18 protein-coding genes and 1 pseudogene are annotated in these 21,735 nt (G+C 44.3%); 10 read left to right on the top strand and 9 right to left on the bottom strand.

Features of this window, described 5'->3' with window-relative positions; all coding sequences use genetic code 11:
- Positions 1 to 149 precede the first annotated feature (149 nt).
- Positions 150 to 587 carry a hypothetical protein gene (locus E2L07_RS03965; protein WP_134228911.1) on the top strand — a complete coding sequence of 146 codons (438 nt, stop codon included), beginning with the start codon at positions 150 to 152 and terminating at the stop codon, positions 585 to 587.
- A 36-nt stretch (positions 588 to 623) separates the two neighbouring features.
- Positions 624 to 839: a DUF6366 family protein gene (locus E2L07_RS03960; RefSeq protein ID WP_134228910.1), complete on the top strand. Its 216-nt coding sequence runs from the start codon at positions 624 to 626 to the stop codon at positions 837 to 839.
- 118 nt (positions 840 to 957) lie between these two features.
- Here the strand turns inward: E2L07_RS03960 and E2L07_RS03955 are convergent, their stop codons facing one another.
- Entirely contained in the window at positions 958 to 4,179 is a 3,222-nt protein-coding gene (locus tag E2L07_RS03955; protein WP_134228909.1) for a pullulanase, read from the bottom strand.
- A gap of 635 nt (positions 4,180 to 4,814) precedes the next feature.
- Here E2L07_RS03955 and E2L07_RS03950 point away from each other — a divergent pair.
- A complete protein-coding gene (locus tag E2L07_RS03950; RefSeq protein ID WP_134228908.1) occupies positions 4,815 to 5,927 on the top strand; it encodes a response regulator aspartate phosphatase in 1,113 nt (370 codons plus the stop codon).
- Between the two features lie 500 nt (positions 5,928 to 6,427).
- On the opposite strand, the gene E2L07_RS03945 is transcribed toward E2L07_RS03950, so the two are convergent.
- Complete coding sequence (locus E2L07_RS03945; protein WP_010899820.1) at positions 6,428 to 6,607, bottom strand: hypothetical protein; 180 nt, start codon at positions 6,605 to 6,607, stop codon at positions 6,428 to 6,430.
- Positions 6,608 to 6,844: 237 nt separating this feature from the next.
- On the opposite strand from E2L07_RS03945, the gene E2L07_RS03940 reads away from it, so the two are divergent.
- From E2L07_RS03940 to E2L07_RS03910, 7 genes and pseudogenes are all read left to right on the top strand, one after another.
- The gene (locus tag E2L07_RS03940; protein ID WP_134228907.1) at positions 6,845 to 8,062 is read left to right on the top strand and encodes a DUF418 domain-containing protein; all 1,218 of its coding nucleotides are present in this window, start codon (positions 6,845 to 6,847) and stop codon (positions 8,060 to 8,062) included.
- A gap of 505 nt (positions 8,063 to 8,567) precedes the next feature.
- Positions 8,568 to 9,581 (top strand): LacI family DNA-binding transcriptional regulator, encoded by a 1,014-nt coding sequence (locus E2L07_RS03935; protein ID WP_010899818.1) that lies wholly within the window; start codon positions 8,568 to 8,570, stop codon positions 9,579 to 9,581.
- Positions 9,582 to 9,752: 171 nt separating this feature from the next.
- Positions 9,753 to 11,861 carry an amylo-alpha-1,6-glucosidase gene (locus E2L07_RS03930; RefSeq protein ID WP_134228906.1) on the top strand — a complete coding sequence of 703 codons (2,109 nt, stop codon included), beginning with the start codon at positions 9,753 to 9,755 and terminating at the stop codon, positions 11,859 to 11,861.
- A gap of 51 nt (positions 11,862 to 11,912) precedes the next feature.
- A complete protein-coding gene (locus tag E2L07_RS03925; RefSeq protein ID WP_208401975.1) occupies positions 11,913 to 13,175 on the top strand; it encodes an ABC transporter substrate-binding protein in 1,263 nt (420 codons plus the stop codon).
- A gap of 98 nt (positions 13,176 to 13,273) precedes the next feature.
- Positions 13,274 to 14,176: a carbohydrate ABC transporter permease gene (locus E2L07_RS03920; protein ID WP_010899815.1), complete on the top strand. Its 903-nt coding sequence runs from the start codon at positions 13,274 to 13,276 to the stop codon at positions 14,174 to 14,176.
- Positions 14,177 to 14,200: 24 nt separating this feature from the next.
- The gene (locus tag E2L07_RS03915; protein ID WP_010899814.1) at positions 14,201 to 15,022 is read left to right on the top strand and encodes a carbohydrate ABC transporter permease; all 822 of its coding nucleotides are present in this window, start codon (positions 14,201 to 14,203) and stop codon (positions 15,020 to 15,022) included.
- Positions 15,023 to 15,532: 510 nt separating this feature from the next.
- Positions 15,533 to 15,814 (top strand): annotated as a pseudogene (locus tag E2L07_RS03910) (EamA family transporter); the annotation flags it as partial.
- 100 nt (positions 15,815 to 15,914) lie between these two features.
- Here the strand turns inward: E2L07_RS03910 and E2L07_RS03905 are convergent.
- The 7 genes from E2L07_RS03905 to E2L07_RS03875 all read right to left on the bottom strand — a co-directional run bounded on the left by E2L07_RS03905 (position 15,915) and on the right by E2L07_RS03875 (position 21,663).
- Entirely contained in the window at positions 15,915 to 16,280 is a 366-nt protein-coding gene (locus E2L07_RS03905) for a hypothetical protein (RefSeq protein WP_134228903.1), read from the bottom strand.
- A gap of 69 nt (positions 16,281 to 16,349) precedes the next feature.
- Positions 16,350 to 16,880 carry a gluconokinase gene (locus E2L07_RS03900; RefSeq protein ID WP_010899812.1) on the bottom strand — a complete coding sequence of 177 codons (531 nt, stop codon included), beginning with the start codon at positions 16,878 to 16,880 and terminating at the stop codon, positions 16,350 to 16,352.
- A gap of 58 nt (positions 16,881 to 16,938) precedes the next feature.
- Positions 16,939 to 17,454 (bottom strand): DinB family protein, encoded by a 516-nt coding sequence (locus tag E2L07_RS03895; protein WP_338121470.1) that lies wholly within the window; start codon positions 17,452 to 17,454, stop codon positions 16,939 to 16,941.
- Between the two features lie 167 nt (positions 17,455 to 17,621).
- The gene (locus tag E2L07_RS03890) at positions 17,622 to 18,245 is read right to left on the bottom strand and encodes a YesL family protein (protein WP_134228901.1); all 624 of its coding nucleotides are present in this window, start codon (positions 18,243 to 18,245) and stop codon (positions 17,622 to 17,624) included.
- A 28-nt stretch (positions 18,246 to 18,273) separates the two neighbouring features.
- A complete protein-coding gene (locus tag E2L07_RS03885; RefSeq protein WP_134228900.1) occupies positions 18,274 to 19,860 on the bottom strand; it encodes a glycoside hydrolase family 43 protein in 1,587 nt (528 codons plus the stop codon).
- A gap of 25 nt (positions 19,861 to 19,885) precedes the next feature.
- Positions 19,886 to 20,767: a carbohydrate ABC transporter permease gene (locus tag E2L07_RS03880; protein ID WP_053430218.1), complete on the bottom strand. Its 882-nt coding sequence runs from the start codon at positions 20,765 to 20,767 to the stop codon at positions 19,886 to 19,888.
- A 14-nt stretch (positions 20,768 to 20,781) separates the two neighbouring features.
- A complete protein-coding gene (locus E2L07_RS03875; protein WP_010899807.1) occupies positions 20,782 to 21,663 on the bottom strand; it encodes a carbohydrate ABC transporter permease in 882 nt (293 codons plus the stop codon).
- Between the last annotated feature and the right edge of the window lie 72 nt (positions 21,664 to 21,735).

The following is a 21,735-nucleotide window of genomic DNA, read 5'->3' as shown; positions in this document are numbered from 1 at the left end:
TTCTGGAATTGGGTGTATGGTAACCTCAATTATCTACAGAAATCAGGGGGTGGCAATTTTTTTGCTTATAAAGCCCTCTAACATAGGATTTAATAACCTATTTTTATATAAAGTTTTGACAATACGATTCAATGGCCAGGGGGGATAACATGAAAAAAATAGTGGTGTTAATGGTAGTTATGGTGCTCCTGATTGGGTGTTCTAACGAAGAAGTGACCAACTATGAATACACGTTTACAGGAGAAGGGACGTATTGGCAGGCTGAATATGTCTATGAGGGGACTGAAACAAGGGAGAAAGAAGACGGACAGACTACTTATTCGAATGAAGACAGCGATGAAATGAGACTAACGTACAAAGGGTCCTTGGACGAGATTGAGTCAATAAAAAAGCTTGAATTTTCGTACGTTACTAGTGTTGGAAGCGGTGGTGGTGTTAGGGAATTCGATGCCCCGCCGAATGATCTTACATTTACGCTGAGTGGTGGTAGCACAGGTGCAAAAGTAAAAGAAGACGAGATCATACAAGTCGTTGTAACATGGGACGATTTTGAGGAGTCATTTGAACTAACGAATGAAAAGAAATAGCAAGCAGAAGAGTAGAAGAGAAGAGAAGGTGTTCAAGTGAGGGAAGAAAAAGAAACTACAGAGCGACGAAGAGAAAGATTAAAACAAGAGGAAATAAGAAGAAATCCAACTGGAGGTATGAATGATGCTTTTAATCGAGCCAGCAGTGGGGGTCTTACGGATTTAGTAGGGAGTTTAGGATGGAAAGGAACAGGGATTCTTATTTTTGTGATCGTAATCGGTGTTATCATCGCTTCCTTTTTCTTTAACTAATGGGGCAAGTTAGGATTTCGCGTTTCAAACTGACTGCACGATCCTATGGGATGGCGGTAGATTCGTCATTTTAGACTAAACAAAAAAAACCGCCGGAACCTCCAGCGGTCAGCTACTCCTATTTATTTTTTTTACTAGCATGATCAGGTTTGCCTTTTTCGCCTGCATGTGGCGGTGGCCCCGGTTGTCCTGCGTGGTCAGGGCGCCCTTTTGCCTTTCCGCCACCTTTCCCAGGGTGTCCATCATGAGGGTTTTCTTGAAAATCTCCTCCTACTCGGATGATGACGGCGGTTAAAGGGTCGATCGTGATCTCGTTCGGTGTCAGATCAAACCCGCTTGGATCTGATACTGCTACAATCCCAGCTTCATCGCTATCCACAATCACGACTCCGTCCGTCAGATCATCCGTTAACGAAAGCGTGCGTTCCTTCGTATCTGCGTTCACAAATACATAGTAGGTACCCGTGCTGTCAGTGGATGTGGCTCGATAGCCAATCACTAAATCTGTTTCACTGATTTCAGGAATGTCGAGCAAGCGGACATTTGCCTGCACATCCGCTAATGTTCCATGGGTGAAGGCATTTGTCGAACGGCGAAGCTCAATTAAGCCGGCGGTGTACGTCCTTGTTAAATGGTGAATCGGGTATTTCTCCTTGTTTGTCGCTTTTTCCCAATCGAATTTATTGATCGCATCTGAGGAGTCATAGGAATCATGGATAAAATAAGGGTAAACAAATGGCTTCCCGTTTTCATCCGTCATATACGTTGACTTGTAAGGAGCTTGCCCCCCGGTGTCGGCTCGAAATTGTTTGGTCCGACCAAACTCTTGGCCTGCATGGAGGAAGGCCGTGCCTTGGGCGGTTAACACCATTGTATTTCCAAGCCGGATCCGCTTATGGATTTCTTCTTGATGGTACTCCGGATCTTTTCTGATAGACTGGGCGATCACATCATGGAGCGTCAGATTGTCGTGGGCTTCGATATAAGGCACCACATCTCCTGGGTTCGTGGCTGTGAAGTTATGCGGCTGAGCCGTTAGATTATCGAAAATTTGCTCGATATTTCGCGCTCCACCTGTGATGAATCTCGGCTGTCCTTCGCTACCGAAGCCAGACTTTAACTCATTGCGAAATTCGTCAGAGAACACCCCGACACTTTCCGTATGCTGCATCCAATCTTGGTCGGCTGGCATGATGTCACCACCGTGCTCATCCCCGACGTAGGTTCGCCAGCCTTCCCCGATCATGACAATATTCGGATTTAGTTCCTTTGCCCGGTCGTAAGCGATCTGGATCGTTTCGGCATCGTGATCTCCCATCATGTCAAACCGGAAGCCATCCACCTTATATTCTTCCACCCAGTAGGTGATCGAATCGACGAGAATTCGCCGTGACATCTTATGGGTTGTACCGAGTCTTCCGCCACCAAAGCTTGTTCTCGGTGTGCCATCTGCATCCATGAAGTGATAGTAGTTTGGCATGAGATCCTCAAAAATTTCAACAGCTGCTGTATGGTTATAGACGACATCTAGAATCACGCCCATGCCCCGGCGATGAATTTCATCAATGAGGTGCTTAAATTCTTTAATCCTTAATTCCGGATCTTCCGGATTCTCAGAGTACATGCCGGAAAGCGAAAAGTAACTATGCGGATCATACCCCCAGTTGTAGTTGTTTCCCGACGAGGAATACGCTAGCTCTCTCTCATGGTTAGCGAGCTCATCGCCCCAATAGTAGCTCATGACCGGAAGGAGCTGAATGTGGGTCACGCCTAGGTCTTCAATATAATCCAATTTGTCGACGAACGAAGCAAAGGTCCCGAACTGGGCGGTTAATTCCTCTTCAATTCCCGGATCGGACGTAAAGTCGCGCACATGTACTTCGTAAATAATCGCGTCTTCTCGTTTTTCAAAGCCTTCAATCTCTGCAAAATCTAGTTCTGGGCCAATGGAAGAAGGGTCAACAATGGCTGCTTTCCCAATTGAGTAACTGCCTTCATTGTTCCATGCGGCCATGGATTTCGCATACGGATCGAGGCCGAGCTTCGTGTCTCCATCCCTTTCAATCTTATAGTGATAATAGTAGCCTGCCAGGTTGTCCAACCCCGTATTTTCTGAATGAAGGGTGACTTGCCAGACCCCTTGATCGCCCTTCGTCATGTCAATGTCGTCCTTGATTATGCGATACTGATCGTCCTTATCGTATAAAACGACGGATACATGGTCTGCAAGGGGCGACCAAAATGTCAACGTGCTCGAACCGTCTTCGTGGAGAACGGCTCCTAACTCCCCGTCATACCCGTACAACGAATCGATTAGCCTCCAGCCAGCACGGGCAGCGATGGTTTTGTCAGCAAACGTTACATGGTATGGAGCAAGCTCAGCGTCGAACGATCCATGAAGAATCACCGTTTTTTCGTCGTGAATCGTCACGTGATCAAAAGCGACAGAGGCCCCGTTTGTATCCGTTAGGTGAATCTGCTCGGCTAAATCGTCCTCTGAAAGCCAGATGGTAGACGTAAAGCGCAATTCCATTTCTGTAAGGGAGATCAGTTCTCCTGACACGAGACCTTCAATGGTTTGATAATAAGGGTTCGTATACACTGTATCGTCCCCTTGGCGAATAAATAATTGTGGATGGTTGGCTAAATCAGCGAATGTTTTATCATCTCCGTCTTTATCCCCGTTTTCTCGATTGACCACGAGAAATCCGATCTCGTTCGCATCGTCAGCCAATTCGACATCGAGATAAGCACCGTACCGACTCGTTTGCTCATCTGAAAAAGGGTTTGCCCCAGACGGCCAATGTTCAGAGGGGGATGCTACGTCCTTCCATGTCCATAAGCCCCAATGATGATAGCTCTGGTCTGAGCGCTCATAATGAATTCTTACGGTATGGTCAGGAAGATCGACTGGCTCATAGAGAAACACGTCATCGGAGCCTTCTTTTATCCAGATTTCCTTCATTTCGGGCGAGAGGAGCTGGACGTGTTTGTCGTTCCCGTCTTTATCCCCTGTTGCGTTATTTAAGACAAGAAATCCGATGTTTTCTGCGTTTTCTTTTAGTTCAATGTCAACATAAGCGCCGTAATCGGTCATCTTCTCTGGCTCGAAAGGGGTCCCTCCAGATGGCCAATTTTCCGACGGATAACGGACATCCCCCCACAGCCATAGGCCTAAGTTTTCAAACTGTTGATCGCTGCGCTGGTAGTGGATGCGTAAGGTGTCCGCTTCGGTATCTGCATTCGCCTCATGCATTGGCATGATCGGTGTAAACAGACTAAGGACCAATAGGACGATCATAAATAGAACTGACACTTTGCTTGCTTTGTTTTTTCGCATTCATCTTCCTCCTTTTTTCAATCATTTTTTGTGCAATCGTTTGCACAAACAAAAATAAAAAAGAGCATAGACGTGAGGGGCTTCTGATATGGAAGCGCTTTCTTTATTTTATTGTAAATGCAATTCTTTCGTCAATCAAATGTCATTTGTCATGACGGTTATAGGTATTTTTGCCCTCTTTTTCGATAATAGGGTTTATAACTATTTTAATCGATGATTGCGAATGAGCACGGCAAAAGGGCGATTTCTCTAGCAAACCGATCGATTCTTACAATTTGAGCTAATTTTGAAGATTGATGACAAAGATTCTTACCATTAAAATAAAAATAGGATACTCTATCTTTTTGTTCCACTTTAAGAAAGTGACCTTTGTATAAGAACGAAAGTGTACAAGAAAAACGATCGCTTCCGCCATTTGGTGAGAAGCTAAATTTTTATAATAAGTAAAGAAAGTATAACTAGAGATGTCTAGCACAAAAGCGCTAAAAACGCGGCGGCTTATAGGGGGCGCTCTACAATAAGTCATCACCGGTTCGCAAGCTCACCGTGATTCCTTTATCTCCGTTGCTTCGGTCCAGTCGTTCGTTTTCTAGCCAGCGCTTTTCTAACGATCAAGAAAGGTTGGTGTGTCGGTGGTGGGAAATGTTGCGAGCAGCGAAGTGATCAATCAGCTCGAAGCTTGGTATCAGGCGATAAAACGTCTCCAGCTTGCAGAAGCGACAACAATAAAGCACGAAGTAATGCAAGCCATCGATGGGATGGATCAAGATCGAAAGGTGTTTCTGTATTACCATTTAATTGATTCAAGATACCATCTATTAATTAATCAATGGGACTATGCAGGTGCAATCTTAAAAGGCCTTAAAGCTCAAGTCGAATTGAAAGAGACGGACAAGCTCCTTCGGTATTATTATTATTTTTTTAGTGGTCTTTATGAATTCCATACAAAGCAGTACATAGAAGCAATCCATTTTTATCGGTTGGCGGAAAGTTTGCTGAAGGATATTCCTGATGACATTGAGCAAGCCGAGTTTAACTATCAGCTAGCTGTCGCTTATTATGAGATCGATCAACACTTTGTATCGATGGACCATGCGGAAAAAGCGTTAGAGCTTTATTTGCAAAACGACCAATACAAGAACAGAGTTGCCACCACACAAATGATTGTCGCTGCCAATCAATTAGATCTCTATCAATTTGCATCGGCTGAAGCGTTATACAAAAACGCAATCGAGCTAGCTTCTGACGTGCAGGACTTTTTCGTAAAAGGGATGGGCTACTATAATTTAGGTGTTTGTTATGATCGACAAGATAAGCTTGATTTGGCCCGGGAGTGCTTTGAATCGGCTCTCTACGTGGATCTCCCGAAAAGTCAGTATCAAGGCGTGATGGTCGGAACGAAATACATGCTGGCACGAGTCTTGTTCAAACAAGGGATTCTGGAAGAAGGGATGCACTGGTTTGAGGAGGCGAAAGCTCTAGCAGATGAAATGAAAGATGCGTCTTATCAAGCAAAGCTCTCGACCATTCATTCGATTTACAAGGAGCGAGATGAGGTAGAAATCGATGATGGGTTGCGCGTGTTGAAGGAAGGCAAATTGTGGTCCGATGTTTTTGAGCTAGCGATTAACGCAGCCCGCCATTTTCAAGAAAAAGAAGATTATTCGTTAGCAGCCAAATATTTTGACGAAGGCTTAGTGGCAAAAGATCAAATCAAAGCGTGGAAAGAGGACACAGCTTCAACTTAAGAAGCTTTTACAGGGGGGAGAGGTTGCTCGCCCCTGTAATTTGTTGTTTTACAGTCTATTTCCCTTTCGCTCAATAGCAGATCAGGCTTTGCCCAATCATGGTCATGCTCGTAACTATCTTCCATCATCCAAGCACCTCACCGACCTTCTCCCTCTTTCACAGAATGACAAACCATTCTTCACATGGTTCGATAATCCTTCGTTTGTGCAATAAAAGCAGTCTCACGATGGGACGAGCTTATGTTATGATGTTTTGCTTTGACTGCGGCGGCGTTTGCGAGACAGACTGCTTCCAATCGCAAAAGCTCCGACGGCAATGAGGGCGACGGTGATCTTTTTCACATCGACTCCACCTTTCCATTAACAGCATTTCCTTTATTGCAACACTTCTAAAGAGTAAGAACCATCGAAAAACCTTAAACCAACCTTACCATTTTGTAAGTAGATGGGCTAAAAAATAAACGAACGATCCTTTGCACTAAAGGATCGCTGGAAAATAGTTAGTCCTTTCGCTCAATTTGATCGAGCTTTGCTGCCAATTCATCCACCTTTTGAATGAGGAGGGCGTCATGCTCATTTTTGGTGCGCATAAAGCGAAGAATATTTATCATGAAATAAATTCCAAATCCTAGTAATGCTAACCAAAGCAATAAAGGTAAAAGAGCAAATGCTGAATACATTCAATAAACCACCTTTGCGAGTGTGAGTTTTCCTTCCAATTGTTAAAAAAGGAATTCTAATAAAAAGAATAGCATAAAATGGAGGGTCGTGAGCTGACCATAAATAAAAAATGAAGGGGCTTTTCACCATGGAGACCGAAAATTGCCGTAAAAGAGAGGAGCTTGGTCATAGAGTGATGTAAGCATACGCAGAGCAGTGTATGACTGGGTATTAAATTCTAAAACGAGGTGCTGTTGTTGAATACTTACAAGCTTGAACCGGTAACAAAAGAACGTGTGCACGAACTTGATATCATACGAGGGTTTGCATTAGTAGGGATTTTATTGGCGAATATGATGTACTTCGCAACGCCAGGTATCTATGTACAAATGGCAGGTTCGTCGTCATGGACGGGTGCATTAGATCAAGCAGCATATATGTTCATCACCTTCTTTGCAAGCGGTAAGTTTTTTCCGATGTTTTCGTTTTTGTTTGGGCTTGGGTTCGTTGTCTTTTTCCAGAGAGCCATTCAGCGTTCGGAACGACCGTATTCGCTCTATCTTCGGCGTATTTTCTTTTTGTTTATGTTCGGGATCATCCATGCTTTCGGTATTTGGTATGGGGATATTCTATTGATCTATGCTTTGCTTGCGCCGGTTTTGTTGCTTTTCTACAATCGGAAAGGGAAGACCATTCTTCGCTGGGCGTTTGCGATTTTGCTCGTTCCGACCTTTTTATTATTTCTAGGGATGATGGTGCTTCTCTTGGGGGATGAAGCGAGCATGGTGCATGGGCAAGAGGAAGTACAGTTCGCAAATGAGATGGTGGAGCAATCGCTAGCAGTTTACGGATCAGGTACGGTGCTGGAAATCTTTCAGCAGCGTGCGCTCGATTATACGTTTGCCTTTCAAGGTTACCTCTTTATGATTCCAACGATTTTATTTATGTTTTTGCTTGGCGTTTATGTTGCGAAAACAGAGCGGTATCGCAATCTTCAACAGCAAAAGCCGTTTCTAAAAAAAGTTTGGCTCACAAGCCTTGCGATTGGGATGCCATTTAATCTACTTTTCTTATATAGTAGTACGCAGTCAGAATTATTTCTGTCCATGCTTGCTTATGGGATCGGCGTCATGCTTGGTGGGCCAGCGCTTTGTTTGTTTTATATCACATCGATTGGACTTCTGTGTCAATCCAACGTATGGGCAAACATGTTATCACCGCTCAGGGCTGTGGGCCGACTCGCGTTAAGTAATTATTTGCTGCAATCCCTCGTATGTACGACGATCTTTTACAGCTATGGGTTCGGCCTTTTTGGTCAAGTGGGGCCTCTTATGTGGGTCATGATCGCACTATTCCTATTCACTAGCCAAGTGATCCTTAGCAATATATGGACCAAGCGCTTTCGCTTCGGCCCTGCCGAATGGATATGGCGTTCACTAACGTATGGAAAGCGGCAGCCGCTGTTGAAAAAATAACTGTCGGCATAACCTAGGGGGTTCTGACAGCAGGTCCATCCCCTAGGTGCGCCCCTCATGGCTTTTTTGCAGAGGGCATTTGTCTCTATATCGTTAAATTTAAAAGTTAACACAGCGGGAGAAGAGGCGCTATGGGCGTCTTTTTTTCAAAAGAGAAAGTATAAACTTTCGTATGGAAGCCATGCGAGCAGCCTTTCATCAAGGTGTGGACGGAATGTTTACCGATTTTCCTCAACTGGCCAGTCTTCTCCGTGACACGCTTATTCCTTAAAAAGAGTGCTCTTAATTTTAATGGCACTCTAAGCTTAGAGAAACGGTTCAATCATGCTTTCTCTACTTCTTTTTAAAAACGAATCGTACTTTTTTATCGATTTACTTGTCATGGAAGGGTACGCTCCATTCCTTCCAAAACGTACCTTTACAAAGGGGACAAAAAAACTTGAAATCGAAAACGTCTTCATGTAATCTATGGATAATATCAACCGAAACGTTTTGGAGGTTCGCATTGACGACGATTAAAGACATTGCCAAAGTAGCCGGTGTATCCGTGACCACGGTTTCCCGTGCATTAAACGGGTACAGTGATGTAAACGAAAAAACAAGAAAAAAAATTAAAGACATTGCAAATGAATTAAAGTACAGTCCGAACGTCATGGCCCGAAGTCTTGTAATGAATCGCTCCAAAACTATTGGATTGCTCGTTTCGGAAATCAGTCGTGAAGGGGCTAAAGACAATTTTACGTTTGAAGTGTTGTGTGGAATTAACGACCGAGCGTCCGAATCCGATTATGATATTATTTTGTTTAACACAAACACATCGAAACAAAAGCTTAAAAGCTACACACAGCTTTGTCGAGAACGATGTGTAGATGGTGTTATTCTTCAAGGGATAAAGAAAGAAGATCCATATTTGGAGGAAGTTATTGAAAGCGACATCCCATGTGTTATGGTGGACATTCCGATCACTGGAGAAAGTGTCTCTTATGTGACGACAGACAATGTGGATGGGGCCAAAAAAGCGGTTGAGACTCTCATTGACTTTGGTCACAGGAAGATTGCGATGATGAATGGTCATGAGCGAGCCTATGTGAGTGGGAAACGAAAGCTTGGTTATGAGCAAGCGTTACAGGAAGCGGGCATCCCTCTTCAAGAAGAATGGGTGCTTAATGGGGAGTTTTCAGAACAGGTAGCTGAAAAAGAAGCGTATCAATTTCTTCAGAAGCATTCAGATGTAACCGCTTTTTTCTGTGCCAGTGATTTGATGGCGTTAGGGGTTATGAAAGCGGCTAAGCTGCTAAACCTTCGATTACCGGAGCAGTTATCGGTCATCGGATTTGATGATATTTTACTTGCCCAATATACATCGCCACCTTTGACAACGGTTGCACAAAACAAATACCAAATGGGGTATGCTGCAGCTGGACTACTTATCGATCGGTTAAGGATGAAGGAGGTACCGCCTTTTCACATGCTAGACAATGAGTTGATTATTAGAGAGTCAGTGGCCAAGGCGCCGTAGACTTCTCTTTACACCGAAAAACCGAAACGTTTTGGATTCGAGAAGAGAAGCGTAGAAATTGTTTTTAAGTTCCGTATTGACTAAAAACTCGATCCAATGGGTTTCTTTTAACAAAAAATCCAAAACGTTTCGGATGGAAACAGATATTACATACAGAGAGGAAGTTGCTTTATGGATTATCGAGTGATTAAAGAAAACGATGTGTTTTTGCTAACAGATGAGAAAGGAAACATTCCGGAAAATCACTCATACGGAGCTGGTTTATACACAAAAGATACGCGCTTTTTAAGCAAGTTGGATTTAAGAATTAACGGCGAAGAGCCGATTTTGCTTAATTCAGAAGCCCAAAATGCTTACATGGCCTCTATCCTGTTAACCAATCCTCATATGGAGAAGGACGGAGATTTGATTCTTTGGAGAGAATCGGTGGAGCTTGAGAGAAAACGTTTTATCGCCAATGACGTGGTGTACGAAAAGATTCGAGCAAAAAACTATTTTCCTAAACCGGTTACGTTCACCGTCAATCTTCACTTTGATTGCGATTTTCAAGATATGTTTGTCGTCCGTGGTTTTCAGCATGGGGATGTAGGAAAACGTACAGGCCAGAGTGTAACCGATAACGAAATGCGCTTTCACTATGAAGGAGCAGATGAGATTCAACGAACAACTTTAATCTCATGGGACCAAACGGCGCAAACCGTTTCAGACGAAGGGTATCTAGACTTTACTTGCACGTTAGGCCATGAAGAGTCGCAGGAAATCGTCCTCACCATTGCACCGATTCTAAACGGAGAGGAACCGACCATCCTGCCGTTTGACGTAGCCCTTGAGCAAGTGAAAGAATCGTACCGCGCTTGGAATGAAGGGGTGACGAAAGTCAAAACGGATCACCCGAGGCTTCAGCGCTTACTCGATCAAGGGATTACCGATCTACGAGTCTTGTTAACCGATCTTGGTTATGGTTCGTTCCCAGTAGCTGGATTACCGTGGTTTGCGGTTCCGTTTGGACGAGATAGTTTAATCGCAGCCCTTCAAATGCTTCCATTCCAGCCCGAGGTTGCAAAAGGAACGATTCGTACGATGGCTGCCTATCAAGGGACAAAAAGGGATCCATGGCGAGATGAAGAGCCAGGAAAAATCATGCATGAACTCCGATCTGGTGAGCTCGCCAACACGAAGCAAGTTCCATTCAGTCCTTACTATGGAACGATTGATGCAACGCCTCTCTATTTAATGCTCATTGTGGAGTACGTCAAGTGGACAGGAGATACAACACTATTAGAAGAATTAGACTCATCTATTGAGGCCGCTCTTCGCTGGATTGATAAATTCGGAGATCGAGATGGAGACGGGTTTGTTGAATACTATCAAGAGGCTGCCAAAGGGATTGCCAATCAAGGATGGAAGGATTCAGGGGATTCTATCGTTCATCGAAATGGAGACTACGCCAAAACACCGATTGCCTTAGCAGAGGTTCAAGGCTATGTGTACCAAGCGAAGACAGGATTAGCTGAACTTTATGAAGGTTTAAACCGAATAGACCTTGCTCGCAAGCTTTCAGAAGAAGCTCAGCAATTAAGCGAACGATTTGAACAGGCGTTTTGGATGGAGGATGTAGGGTTTTATGCCATTGCACTCGATCAAGAAAAGAAGCAGGTTGGGACAATAACCTCCAATCCAGGACATTTGCTGTTCTCCAACATGCTATCAAAAGAGCGTGCGAAGCAAGTAAGCGACCAGCTCGTATCGAATAAATTGTTCTCTGGTTATGGCATTCGTACTATGGCAGAAGGCGAGGCAGGATACAATCCGATGAGCTATCATGATGGAAGCGTCTGGCCGCACGATAACAGTATAATCTTACTCGGGATGGGACGACTCGGACACCATGAACAAGCCAATCGTGTCATCAATGGCTTAATCGATTCTGCCTCCTCCTTTGAATACGATCGGTTGCCGGAACTGTTTTGCGGTTATGAAAAAGGAGAACGAGCAGTTAAATACCCAGTAGCTTGTTCTCCACAAGCTTGGGCTGCAGGGACGCCATTAGTTTTTATTCAAACGATTCTTGGGCTAGAACCAAACGTGCCAAAAGGCAAGATCTTTTTCTCGCCATCTCTTCCAGATGGGATGAAGGAGTTAACTGTTGAAAACATGAAGGTAGGAAAAGGAACTATTAGCTTGACCCTTAAGAAGAAGGGGCAACAGACTCAATTGGACGTGATGTCAAACACGACAGGATTAGACGTACAATGCGCATCTGTCATCTCACAAGGATAGTAGAGGGGGACCTCTTCTAATAAGTACAAAACGTGAAAGGGGAACATGTTGATGAAAAAGTGGTTATGGACGCTAGGTATTAGTTCGTTGCTTGCCGGAGTGGTATTGACAGGTTGTAACTTTGCTGACGAAGGACCCTCTTCTGAACCAACGGAAGGAGGAAATACAGACGGAGAAGTAGTGGAACTTACTTTAACAGGATGGCAGTCATCTCCAACTGAGCAACGTTATTTTGAAGAGACGGTTGCTACGTTTGAAGAGCAAAATCCTGACATTAAGGTGAACATTAACACGATTCCAGACCAGTATATGGACGTGTTACGTACTCGTCTCATTGGTGGTGAAGGACCTGATGTCTTTTTCCTTGACGCCTTTGAAGCACCTGGATTAATTGAAACAGGGGCCGTAGAGCCACTTGATGAGTACATTACCGATGAGTTTGATTTGGCTGATTTTGAGCAACCACTCTTGGAAGCTTTTGAACGTAATGGTGTTCTTTATGGATTACCTAAAGACACTTCAACACTTGCTCTTTTCTATAACATTGACATGCTAGAGGAAGCGGGATTTGACGGTCCACCTGAAACGTGGGAAGAGCTTGAGGAAATGGCGATTGCATTAACAAATGATGACGAATACGGCTTTGGTGTAGTCACCGATTTAGCTCGACTCATGTTTATCGCCCAATCAAACGGTGGGCAAATTGCAACGGATAACCAAGCTACTTTTGCAGATCCAAGAGTTGTTGAAGCATTACAGCCGATCGTTGATATGCGAAATGTCGATGGTTCTGCAGTAGAGCCTTCAGAAGTTGGAGCTGATTGGGGTGGCGAAATGTTTGGATTAGAACGAGTAGCCATGGTCATTGAAGGGAACTGGACAGTGCCATTTTTAGATGAGAACTTTGAAGATGTGAACTATGGAGTGGCTGAGGTGCCAACGATTAATGGCAACGAAGGAACAATGGCTTACACTGTCTCCTACGTCATGAATCGCAACTCTGAGCACAAGGAAGAAGCATGGAGATTAATTGAATTTTTAACCGGTAAAGAAGGAATGGAACTTTGGACATCTAGTGGTTTGACCCTCCCGACACGTGCTTCTGTATCAGAAAAGTTAGATTATGCAGATGATCCCATTTATGGACCATTCATTGCAGGACAGTCCTATGCTACTGTCTGGGCAGATGATACGAACTTGCCGATTATCAATAATAACTTCCAAAACCAATTTACAAGTGCGTTTTTAGGACAACGTGATTTGGCTGAAGCACTTAAGGAAGCAGAGGAAGTCGCAAACAGCGAGATTCAATAAGGGTTCATGGAGGAGAGGGAACAGCTCCCTTCTCCTTCCTTCATTCAGAAAAACATCGTAACAGTCTTGTGCTTCCGACGTATGAAAGGAGTCTCCCAATGGCAAAGCAAAAAGCAAGTAAGCGCGCGATACGTGAAGCGTTTCAAGGGTATGCTTTTTTGACCCCCGCTCTTGTTACGATAGGGGTATTCATTTTATTACCGATCCTTTATGCAATCTATTTGTCGTTTCAAAAGGTCAATCTTTTAGCAGGCTTTAGTGAGTTTGTTGGCTTTAATAACTATGCAAGGATTACGGATGATTATCGAGCAGGTATTGCCTTAAGGAATACTGCGTTTTATGTGGCCATTGTTGTCCCTACCCAGACGATCCTTGCTTTGATTCTTGCAGCATGCTTAAATGCAAAAATTAAGGGAACGAACTTCTTCAGGGTGGTCTTTTTCTTACCCACTCTAACGTCATCAGCTGTATTGGCACTTATCTTTATGTTCATGTACAACAATCAAAATGGACTGGTCAATCAAGTATTAGCCTCCTTGGGTCTACCTACTTATAACTGGCTCGGAGATCCGAGTGTTGCATTACTTGCTATTATGATCATGAACATTTGGGCTACAGCTCCGTTCTATATGGTCATTTATTTAGCTGCTTTAAAAGATATCCCTGCAAGTCTTTACGAAGCCGCTGATTTAGACGGTGCATCCACCATTCAGAAGTTTCGATACATTACCGTACCGATGCTTCGACCAATTACGTCTTTTGTGGTGATTATGGGGATCATTGGAACGTTCCAGCTGTTTGATCAATCCTATATCTTCTCCGGAGGATCAGGGGGACCAGACAACTCAACGTTAACCATCGTTCTGTTAATCTATCAATATGCGTTCCAATCCTATGATCAAATGGGGTACGCAGCGGCACTTGCATTCTTGCTCGCGGTGATTATTTTAATCGCAACCTTAATCCAACGCAAGTTCCAAAAAAATGAGCAAGTGTACTAGGCGACAAATTAGGAGTGATTGCATATGAAACAAGTAAAGATCGGAAAAATCATTTTGTATTCCTTGCTTATTGGGTATGCATTCGTTACGTTTACACCGTTTATGTGGGCCTTCTTTGCTTCGTTTAAGCCATTAAATGAAATTGTCGGTAGTTTTTCGTTATTTCCTAGCAATTGGACCCTTGATAACTATCAATATATCATTTCAACACAACCGTTGTTTGTACGTTGGTTGATGAATAGTGTCATCATTGCCGTTGTGGGAACCGCTTTAAATCTGCTTTTTAACTCGATGGCTGGATACGCGCTTGCTCGTCTGTCTTTTCGTGGAAGAAAAAGCATGTTTATTCTAGTGCTAGCGGTTTTAATGATTCCTGGCCAGGTAACGATGATCCCTAATTACCTCATCTTGCGTGAGTTAGGGTGGTTAAATTCTTATGAGGGCATGATCGTCCCTGCCATGGTAAACGCCACGTTTATCTTCATGATGAGACAGTTCTTTGTGAACTTTCCAAAGGAAGTGGAAGAAGCTGCTGCGATGGATGGGCTTAGTCAAATGGGGACGTTTTTCCGAATTGTGCTTCCAATGGCGAAACCTGCACTAGCTGCACAAGCGATCTTCGTCTTTATGGCGCTCTGGAATGACTTCATGCGTCCGTTAATCGTCATGTCAGATGCCTCGATGTATACGTTGCCGGTTGGGTTAAATTCCTTTCAGTCAGATAACGTAACGTTCTGGAATTATGTGATGGCAGCATCCATGATTTTCACCCTCCCGGTTCTTGTGATCTATGCATTCTTTAGTCGGTTTTTTATCGACGGGCTTTCTTTTAGAGGGGATAAATAAAGATAGGCTGGAAGGGGTTGAACGATTAAGAAGGAGACTCCTTCGTTAATTCTGAAGGAGCCTCCTTGTGTTGAGTTTAGTTCCTAGTAGAGGTCAGGTAACATCGATTGTTCCATTCCAACCCCATTCAATCAAAGAAAGGTATTCTTCGTTCCACCGATACGACCATGGCTAATGGAACGCCTTATTCAAAACAGAAACGAGAAATCGGTTGGTTGGCCGACTTCAATACCGATTGTCCCTTGTTAGAACAGGAAGTCGTCCGAATCTATAGAATGCGTTGGGATATCGAAAGGTCCTTTAAGACGGCGAAATCTCTTTGAAAACTCGAAAATGAGGCAAAGCCGTTCGTATTATGCTCTTATCAGCCCTACAACGATTGTGTTTGCTCGTTTTATCGTCCTGTCATGGGAATACTGAAACACGGACCAACGTATAATAGGTGGAACTGGATACTTCGAGAGTTTTCTATATTAACACCTTGGTAAAATACAATTCGTTTATGCAATGCTAGTCATTTTATTATGGTTAAGTATCATGTCATCGATTGTTCAATTTGCCTCGTGGTATTATCTCTTACAGAAAGGAGACCCAGGGAAAACGAGTGCCTTTTTGTTTTTAGCCCCTTTTTTCGGTGTCTTATCTGGCTGGGCCCTTTTAGATGAGACGTTGTCATTTTCAATTGTCGTGGGCGGCTTGTTCATCATAAGTGGAATCTATCTTGTGAATAGAAATGTTCATCAGAATAAGAACCTGAGGAAAGGGAATGTAAAAAAAGTAGTTGGGAACTAAGCATATTCGGTTTAGCCATGAATATTCTTTGATCCATAGGGGAGGGGGGAATAACAAAGGTGTTCTCGATCCTAAAATCACTTTACGAAAGCTTAGAAAGTTATGTATTAGAAAGATCATCAATCGCTTGAATAGCTAGTTCCAATGCTTTTATTCTTCGTTCTAAAAGGGTTCTTTGAGGACTACCTGCTTTTGACTTAGCATAACTGTTCTCAATGGATGGTAATAAGCCAGTAAGAACATGGCGCGCTTCCGCTAAATCTTCCTTGGTGTAATGATGAGGTCTTTGATTCCAAACATTTTCTAGTATGGCTAAGCCGATATTAATAGCGTTGAGTCGTTTTTTTACTAGGGTAGTATTTGCCCTTTTCTGAGTCATCTGGGACAGGGCATTTTCGAGTTTAGTGCTTGTCGATTGTAAAGATTTTATTGATTCCAATTTATTTGCATTTGATACATTTTCCATGGGAGTGCTGTCCTTCCTTCGTTTCTGAATGATTCTCTCCAAATATCTGCTTCATTGATTTAAGACTATTCAGCAAAAGATAAACCGAGGATTCGTTTTTAGATTTTTTACGATGTCGTTTAGGTTCGTTGGTTGAAGGTGCGAGGTGTTGTAGAAGTAACGCTCGTCAATACCTTTGCTTTCAAATTCTTCTACCAATTCTAAGCAACGCTCTCCCATCTGTTCGTCCTTTTTCCTTAATGCATCTCTTCTTAATAATTCCTCGCGATTCGTCCACAAAATAATAAAGCGAATTTCAACGTCATCCACTTTAGCTTGAACGGTTTGAGCGAGCGCTTCGGCTTCGTCAGGAAACGCGATGTAATCAAGGACGACATCGTTTTGAGCAAGAAGAAAATTAACGGTTAAGTCGGTGATGTTTTTCCACGTTAAGGCTAACAATTCATCGCTTTCCCATGGCGGACGGTATCCGCCAACTACCATATGATTAATGATATCCCCTTCAATGTAAGCACTGTTGTCTAGCTGGGCCGCTAATCTTTTGCAGGTCGTTGATTTTCCCACCCCAGCGGGTCCAGTGATGATGTAGAGTTTTTTCATGGCAATCGACTCCCATTTTGTTTTCAATACTTCATTTGTTGCAAGGGTGCCACTTCCTTTATGTCTCGGTTTCGGTTGAATCTTTCGTGCCTAATACATCTGTATTTGGCGGTACATGTCCTAATTGGCGCAACATCACGACAATTTGCCCTTTATGGTGAAATTCATGGGTCATCGTATGGGTAAGTAATTTCCGCGGCGTCATGGAGATGGGATCTCCGCCTTCTCTCCAAGGAATGGTACGCTCGATCGGTTGGTCTAATTGATCCCCAAGTAGACGGAACACTTCCTCCACGTAAATATCCGCTTGATTGAATCGTTCGATGCAATCATGTATTGTCATCTTTTGCCGAGCTTCCTTCGAGGAAATGGGCGACTTCGTTTTTAATAATAGAAAGGAGCCGAGCCAAGCATGATAACAATCGGCCATGTGTACCAATGTGTCTCGGACACTTTGCAACCCGTACCCGTTTTGAGCCGTCCACTCATCAGCTGATAATTTCTCGCAAGCATCTAATAAGGTTTTTCGTGTTTGCTGGATCCAGCGATAATCGACTACATTCAAATAAGCCACCTACTTTCTGGGCATTGCCTATTAGATTCGCGTTTGACTTTTTGATTTCCTTTTATTATGTTCTACTGTTATTTTAAGGTAAAATAATGAATTGAAATGCAAGAGAATGGCTGGGGAGGTTAATAAATTAAAAACCGATTCCCCTTAGCAAAAAGGAAAATCGGCTTTCAACTTCCGTTTACGGTGCGAACACCGCGAAAGGCGAACATGCTTCCTGTCATAATGACAAACGCGGTGCAGCTTGCAGCGAAAAATGGCAGCATGGGCGGGAGGATGAAAAAAAGTAAGGCGATTGCGAGAAATCCAGCGACGCTTATGATCAACGTGAGTGGGTGGGAAAACGGTAAAAACACAGCCACATAAATCGATGCCTTCAAGGATAAATCATAATGGACGTAGACAGGAAAAATGTACACGAAGGCGATGACAAACAGAATGCTGGCAATGGTCGTCCCGACGAGTGAGATGGTGTGAAGCGGGCCTTCAAGCTGCTGCATCGTCAAAAGGTTCAGCCCGATGATGCAGCCGGCGCCAGCAAAAATAGCGAAAAGCAAATTGCCGCGAACAAAGGCCTGCTTCCATGTTTTCCAGAAGTACGAAAACAGAGGAGGGGGGCTTTTTTTCTGCAGCAACATTCGGATGTACCCGTACATGGCGATGGTCGCCGGGAAAAGCCCAAACACGATGCCGCCAGCTAGGGTGAATACCGCCCACAAAAAGTTCAAGTAGGCGAGTGTCATGATCCATTCACATGCTCTGTAAAATCCATTGGATAGCCAGGCAAGCGACATCGGAAATCCTCCAATCTTTTCTCTTAGATTATTGATCTAGTTCTTTATAGCGAAAGTAATCAAAATCAGCTGGCTTTTTCGTGCCGCTCAAGTCTTGCGTAGCCATGCCGACAAATGTGCCGGTAAATCGAACTTGCTTCGCTGAATCGTCGGACATGTGGGTCACATCAATCGTTGGCCCCACAGGCTGCCATTCCGTTTCTCCCTCTTGTTTGAAATAGAGGTGCATCGTTTCACGGTGAATGCGCCCCTTCAAATAAATGGCCTTTTCGTTTGCTAGTGGGATCGGGGACGCTAGCAATTCGTCATAGTTTCCGCCCTTTGTCTGTATGATTTGCAGACATCTACCCTTTTCCTCGTGCCAGGTCACGTGCAAATAGACATGATCTTCTGTGTCATAGTAAATGACAAGCCCGGCCATATGTTGAAACGATTCTGGCTGATACTCTAGCTTTGTCTCAACTTCGCAGTGGAAGGACTGCTGCCTGCGGGCGACTAAACTTTGCGAGTGGACCGAAGTGAGGGACTCCATCCCGCGCAGTCGTAAGTGGCCCGGACGTTCCTCGAGCGAGCACCATGACGGGTCGGCAGGGATGCGCAGCGTGTTCCATTGATGGTGCAGCTGAGGTGCGTCAAAATTATCGAGCTCTGGCTCTTTTTCGAATGGGTGCTCTGGAAGGTCAGGCGCCGTCACTTCACGCAACGGGTGATTGCCGCCATCCTCGATGCGCAGCCAGCCATCCTCGGTCCAGTTTACTTTTTGAATGGCTGTTTCCCTGCCGAGTGTGCAGTACTTTCCTTTTAATGGGCGACCGCACAAGTGAGCGAGATACCATTCGCCGTTCTGGGTTTCTACGAGGCTACCGTGTCCGGCCTTTTGCAACGCCAATTCCGGCTGACCAGTCGATGTGACGAGCGGATAACTCGGGTCGGTCTCATAAGGTCCGTCAATCGATTGCGAACGGGCAAGGGTCGCGGCGTGTTCGTATTCCGTCCCTCCTTCGGCGACAAGTAAATAATAATAACCATCTTTCTTATAGAGGTGCGGTCCCTCTGTTAGCTGAATGTCGGTCCCTTTATAGATATTTTTCACAGGCCCGACAAGTTTTTGTTCTGCTTCTGAGTATTCTTGCAAAATAATTCCGGCAAAAGGATGGTTTCCTTTGCGGTAGTCCCAGATCATGTTAACGAGCCATTTTCGGCCATCGTCATCGTGAAACAGGGACGGGTCAAAGCCGCTACTGTTTAAGTAAATCGGGTCCGACCACGGCCCTTCAATGTTTTGCGCCGTCACTAAATAGTTGTGCGCGTCTTTGAAGGCACCGTGCCATTGCTTCACATCAGTATAGATCAAATAAAAGGTTCCGTCATGATAGCTTAGGCATGGCGCCCATATCCCGCCGGAGTTCATATTCCCTTTCATGTCTAGTTGGGAAGTGCGGGTCAGCGGACTAGATACAAAGCGCCAATGTTTTAAATCCCGAGAATGGTGGATGCGCACCCCAGGAAACCATTCAAATGTAGAGGTGGCGATATAGTAATCATCACCAACACGGACAATGGATGGGTCTGGATGAAACCCTGGCAAAATAGGATTTTGGATACGATTGACCATCAAATCACTCCTTCGATTCTATTGATTAACCTTTCACAGAGCCGGCTGTGATCCCTTCCACAATCCGGTTGCTTAAGAAAATAAACGCAAGCAAAATCGGGAGGATGCTAATGACAAGGGTAGCACCGATCGCCCCCCAATCCGTCGAATATTGGCCGATAAAATTTTGAATACCAACGGTTAACGTTTTATATTTGTCAGAGCTAATAAACGTGTTGACAAAGACAAACTCATTCCAGTTATAGATCATATTAATGATCGCCGTTGTCGCAACAACAGGGGCGGTCATCGGCAAAATAATTTGGAAAAATAGCCGATGGATGGAGCAACCGTCCATGATTGCTGCCTCTTCTAGCTCTCGTGGGAGCGTGTAATAAAAGCCGAGCAAAATCATGATCGTCAGTGGTAGATTGAACGCCGTATACGTCAAAATGATCGCAAGGGGATGATCCATTAACCCGACGTTTAAAAAGAAATTAAACAACGGAATGAGCGTCGAGTGGACAGGGATCATCAAACCGACCATAAATAAGCCAAGAACGAGCTTGCTCAGCTTCCAGTGCATTCTCGTCAGGGCGAATGTGACGAAGCTCGCTAAAAGAACCGTAAGAATGACGGCAGAGCCGGTCACGATTACGCTGTTCAAAAAGTAGAGGCCGATGTTTCCTTCCGTCCAAACCTTGGCGTAGTTTTCCCATTTTGGGTCGGTCGGCAAGGCAAGCGGCGGGAGGTTAAACACCTCTTGATTGTCCTTTAAGGAGAAGAGGAGCAACCATACTAAAGGAAGAAGCTGAATGATGGCCACCCCGATGAGCACGATGTACAAAAGGATGCGGATGATTGAAAGTTTGCGAGGCCGTGTGTTCGCTAGGATAGCCGGGCTCGCATTAGGTGTGGTTGTCTTCATCAACGTTCCCCCCTTTAATATTGGACGCCATCTTCTTTTGAAGTGGTCCCTTTTCGAATGAAATAAGTGATGATTAAAATTAAGATGAGCAAGAAGAAGCCGATCGCGCTCCCGTATCCGAAGTCGTTCGTACGAAACGCAAGCTTGTACATGTAAGAGGCCATCACTTCACTCGCCCCGTTCGGTCCACCGTCCGTCATGACATAGATCAAGTCAAAATATTTCAGTGAGCCGATGACGGCGAGAACGACCGTAACTTTGATGACACCAGCAATTAACGGCAGCTTTACTTTGTAAGCAATTTGCAGCGGTGTGGCACCGTCGATTTGCGCCGCTTCTACTAACTCATTCGGTACATTTCGCAAGGCAGCATAATAGATTAAAATGTAAAAGCCCGCATACTGCCAAAGAATCGGGATGAAGATCGCGAACAAGACGATATTTGTGTCGGAAAGCCATAATGGCGGATTCTCAATCCCGAGCGATGTGAGAAACCGATTAAACACACCGTTAGTCGGATGATAGATTCTCATCCATAGTTGAGCAATAGCAACCGATGAAAGGAGCATAGGAATCAGGAAAATTTTCCGGAAAAGGTCAGCTCCTTTAATATTTCCCGTTAGTACGAGAGAGATCGCCAAATAAATGACGAGACTAAGCACGGAGAAAATAGCTAACAACAGCGAATGATAGGCGCTGCTCCAAAACATTTTATCCACAAGTAAATTTGCGTAGTTTTCTAAGCCGATAAACGTCATCGGTCCGATGCCATCCCAATCCATTAGCCCGTAGTAGCCTGTCAATACAATCGGAATATAAATAAGGACAAGAATTAACAGGAGGGCGGGAAGGACATACAGAGCGATCACTTTTTTGTCTGACATGATTCGGTCCATGAGTGACTCTCCTTTCGAGGTAAAAGGTCAAAAGAAAGGGGGGATCTTCAGAGGAAGATCGCCCTTTTCCAT

It is taken from the genome of Halalkalibacterium halodurans, from assembly GCF_004376175.1.
Lineage (GTDB): Bacteria > Bacillota > Bacilli > Bacillales > Bacillaceae_D > Halalkalibacterium > Halalkalibacterium halodurans.
Note: the sequence above shows the minus strand (reverse complement) of the source record. Positions and strands in the feature narration are given on the sequence as shown.

Bases quoted from the DNA above. Each gene is read 5' to 3' on its own strand.
- E2L07_RS03905 (WP_134228903.1), bottom strand. From the start codon at position 16,280: ATGGAAAATGTATCAAATGCAAATAAATTGGAATCAATAAAATCTTTA.
- E2L07_RS03955 (WP_134228909.1), bottom strand. From the start codon at position 4,179: ATGCGAAAAAACAAAGCAAGCAAAGTGTCAGTTCTATTTATGATCGTC.
- E2L07_RS03875 (WP_010899807.1), bottom strand. From the start codon at position 21,663: ATGGACCGAATCATGTCAGACAAAAAAGTGATCGCTCTGTATGTCCTT.
- E2L07_RS03885 (WP_134228900.1), bottom strand. From the start codon at position 19,860: ATGGTCAATCGTATCCAAAATCCTATTTTGCCAGGGTTTCATCCAGAC.
- E2L07_RS03900 (WP_010899812.1), bottom strand. From the start codon at position 16,880: ATGAAAAAACTCTACATCATCACTGGACCCGCTGGGGTGGGAAAATCA.
- E2L07_RS03925 (WP_208401975.1), top strand. From the start codon at position 11,913: ATGAAAAAGTGGTTATGGACGCTAGGTATTAGTTCGTTGCTTGCCGGA.
- E2L07_RS03880 (WP_053430218.1), bottom strand. From the start codon at position 20,767: ATGAAGACAACCACACCTAATGCGAGCCCGGCTATCCTAGCGAACACA.
- E2L07_RS03945 (WP_010899820.1), bottom strand. From the start codon at position 6,607: ATGTATTCAGCATTTGCTCTTTTACCTTTATTGCTTTGGTTAGCATTA.
- E2L07_RS03965 (WP_134228911.1), top strand. From the start codon at position 150: ATGAAAAAAATAGTGGTGTTAATGGTAGTTATGGTGCTCCTGATTGGG.
- E2L07_RS03920 (WP_010899815.1), top strand. From the start codon at position 13,274: ATGGCAAAGCAAAAAGCAAGTAAGCGCGCGATACGTGAAGCGTTTCAA.
- E2L07_RS03890 (WP_134228901.1), bottom strand. From the start codon at position 18,245: ATGTCGCTTGCCTGGCTATCCAATGGATTTTACAGAGCATGTGAATGG.
- E2L07_RS03915 (WP_010899814.1), top strand. From the start codon at position 14,201: ATGAAACAAGTAAAGATCGGAAAAATCATTTTGTATTCCTTGCTTATT.
- E2L07_RS03930 (WP_134228906.1), top strand. From the start codon at position 9,753: ATGGATTATCGAGTGATTAAAGAAAACGATGTGTTTTTGCTAACAGAT.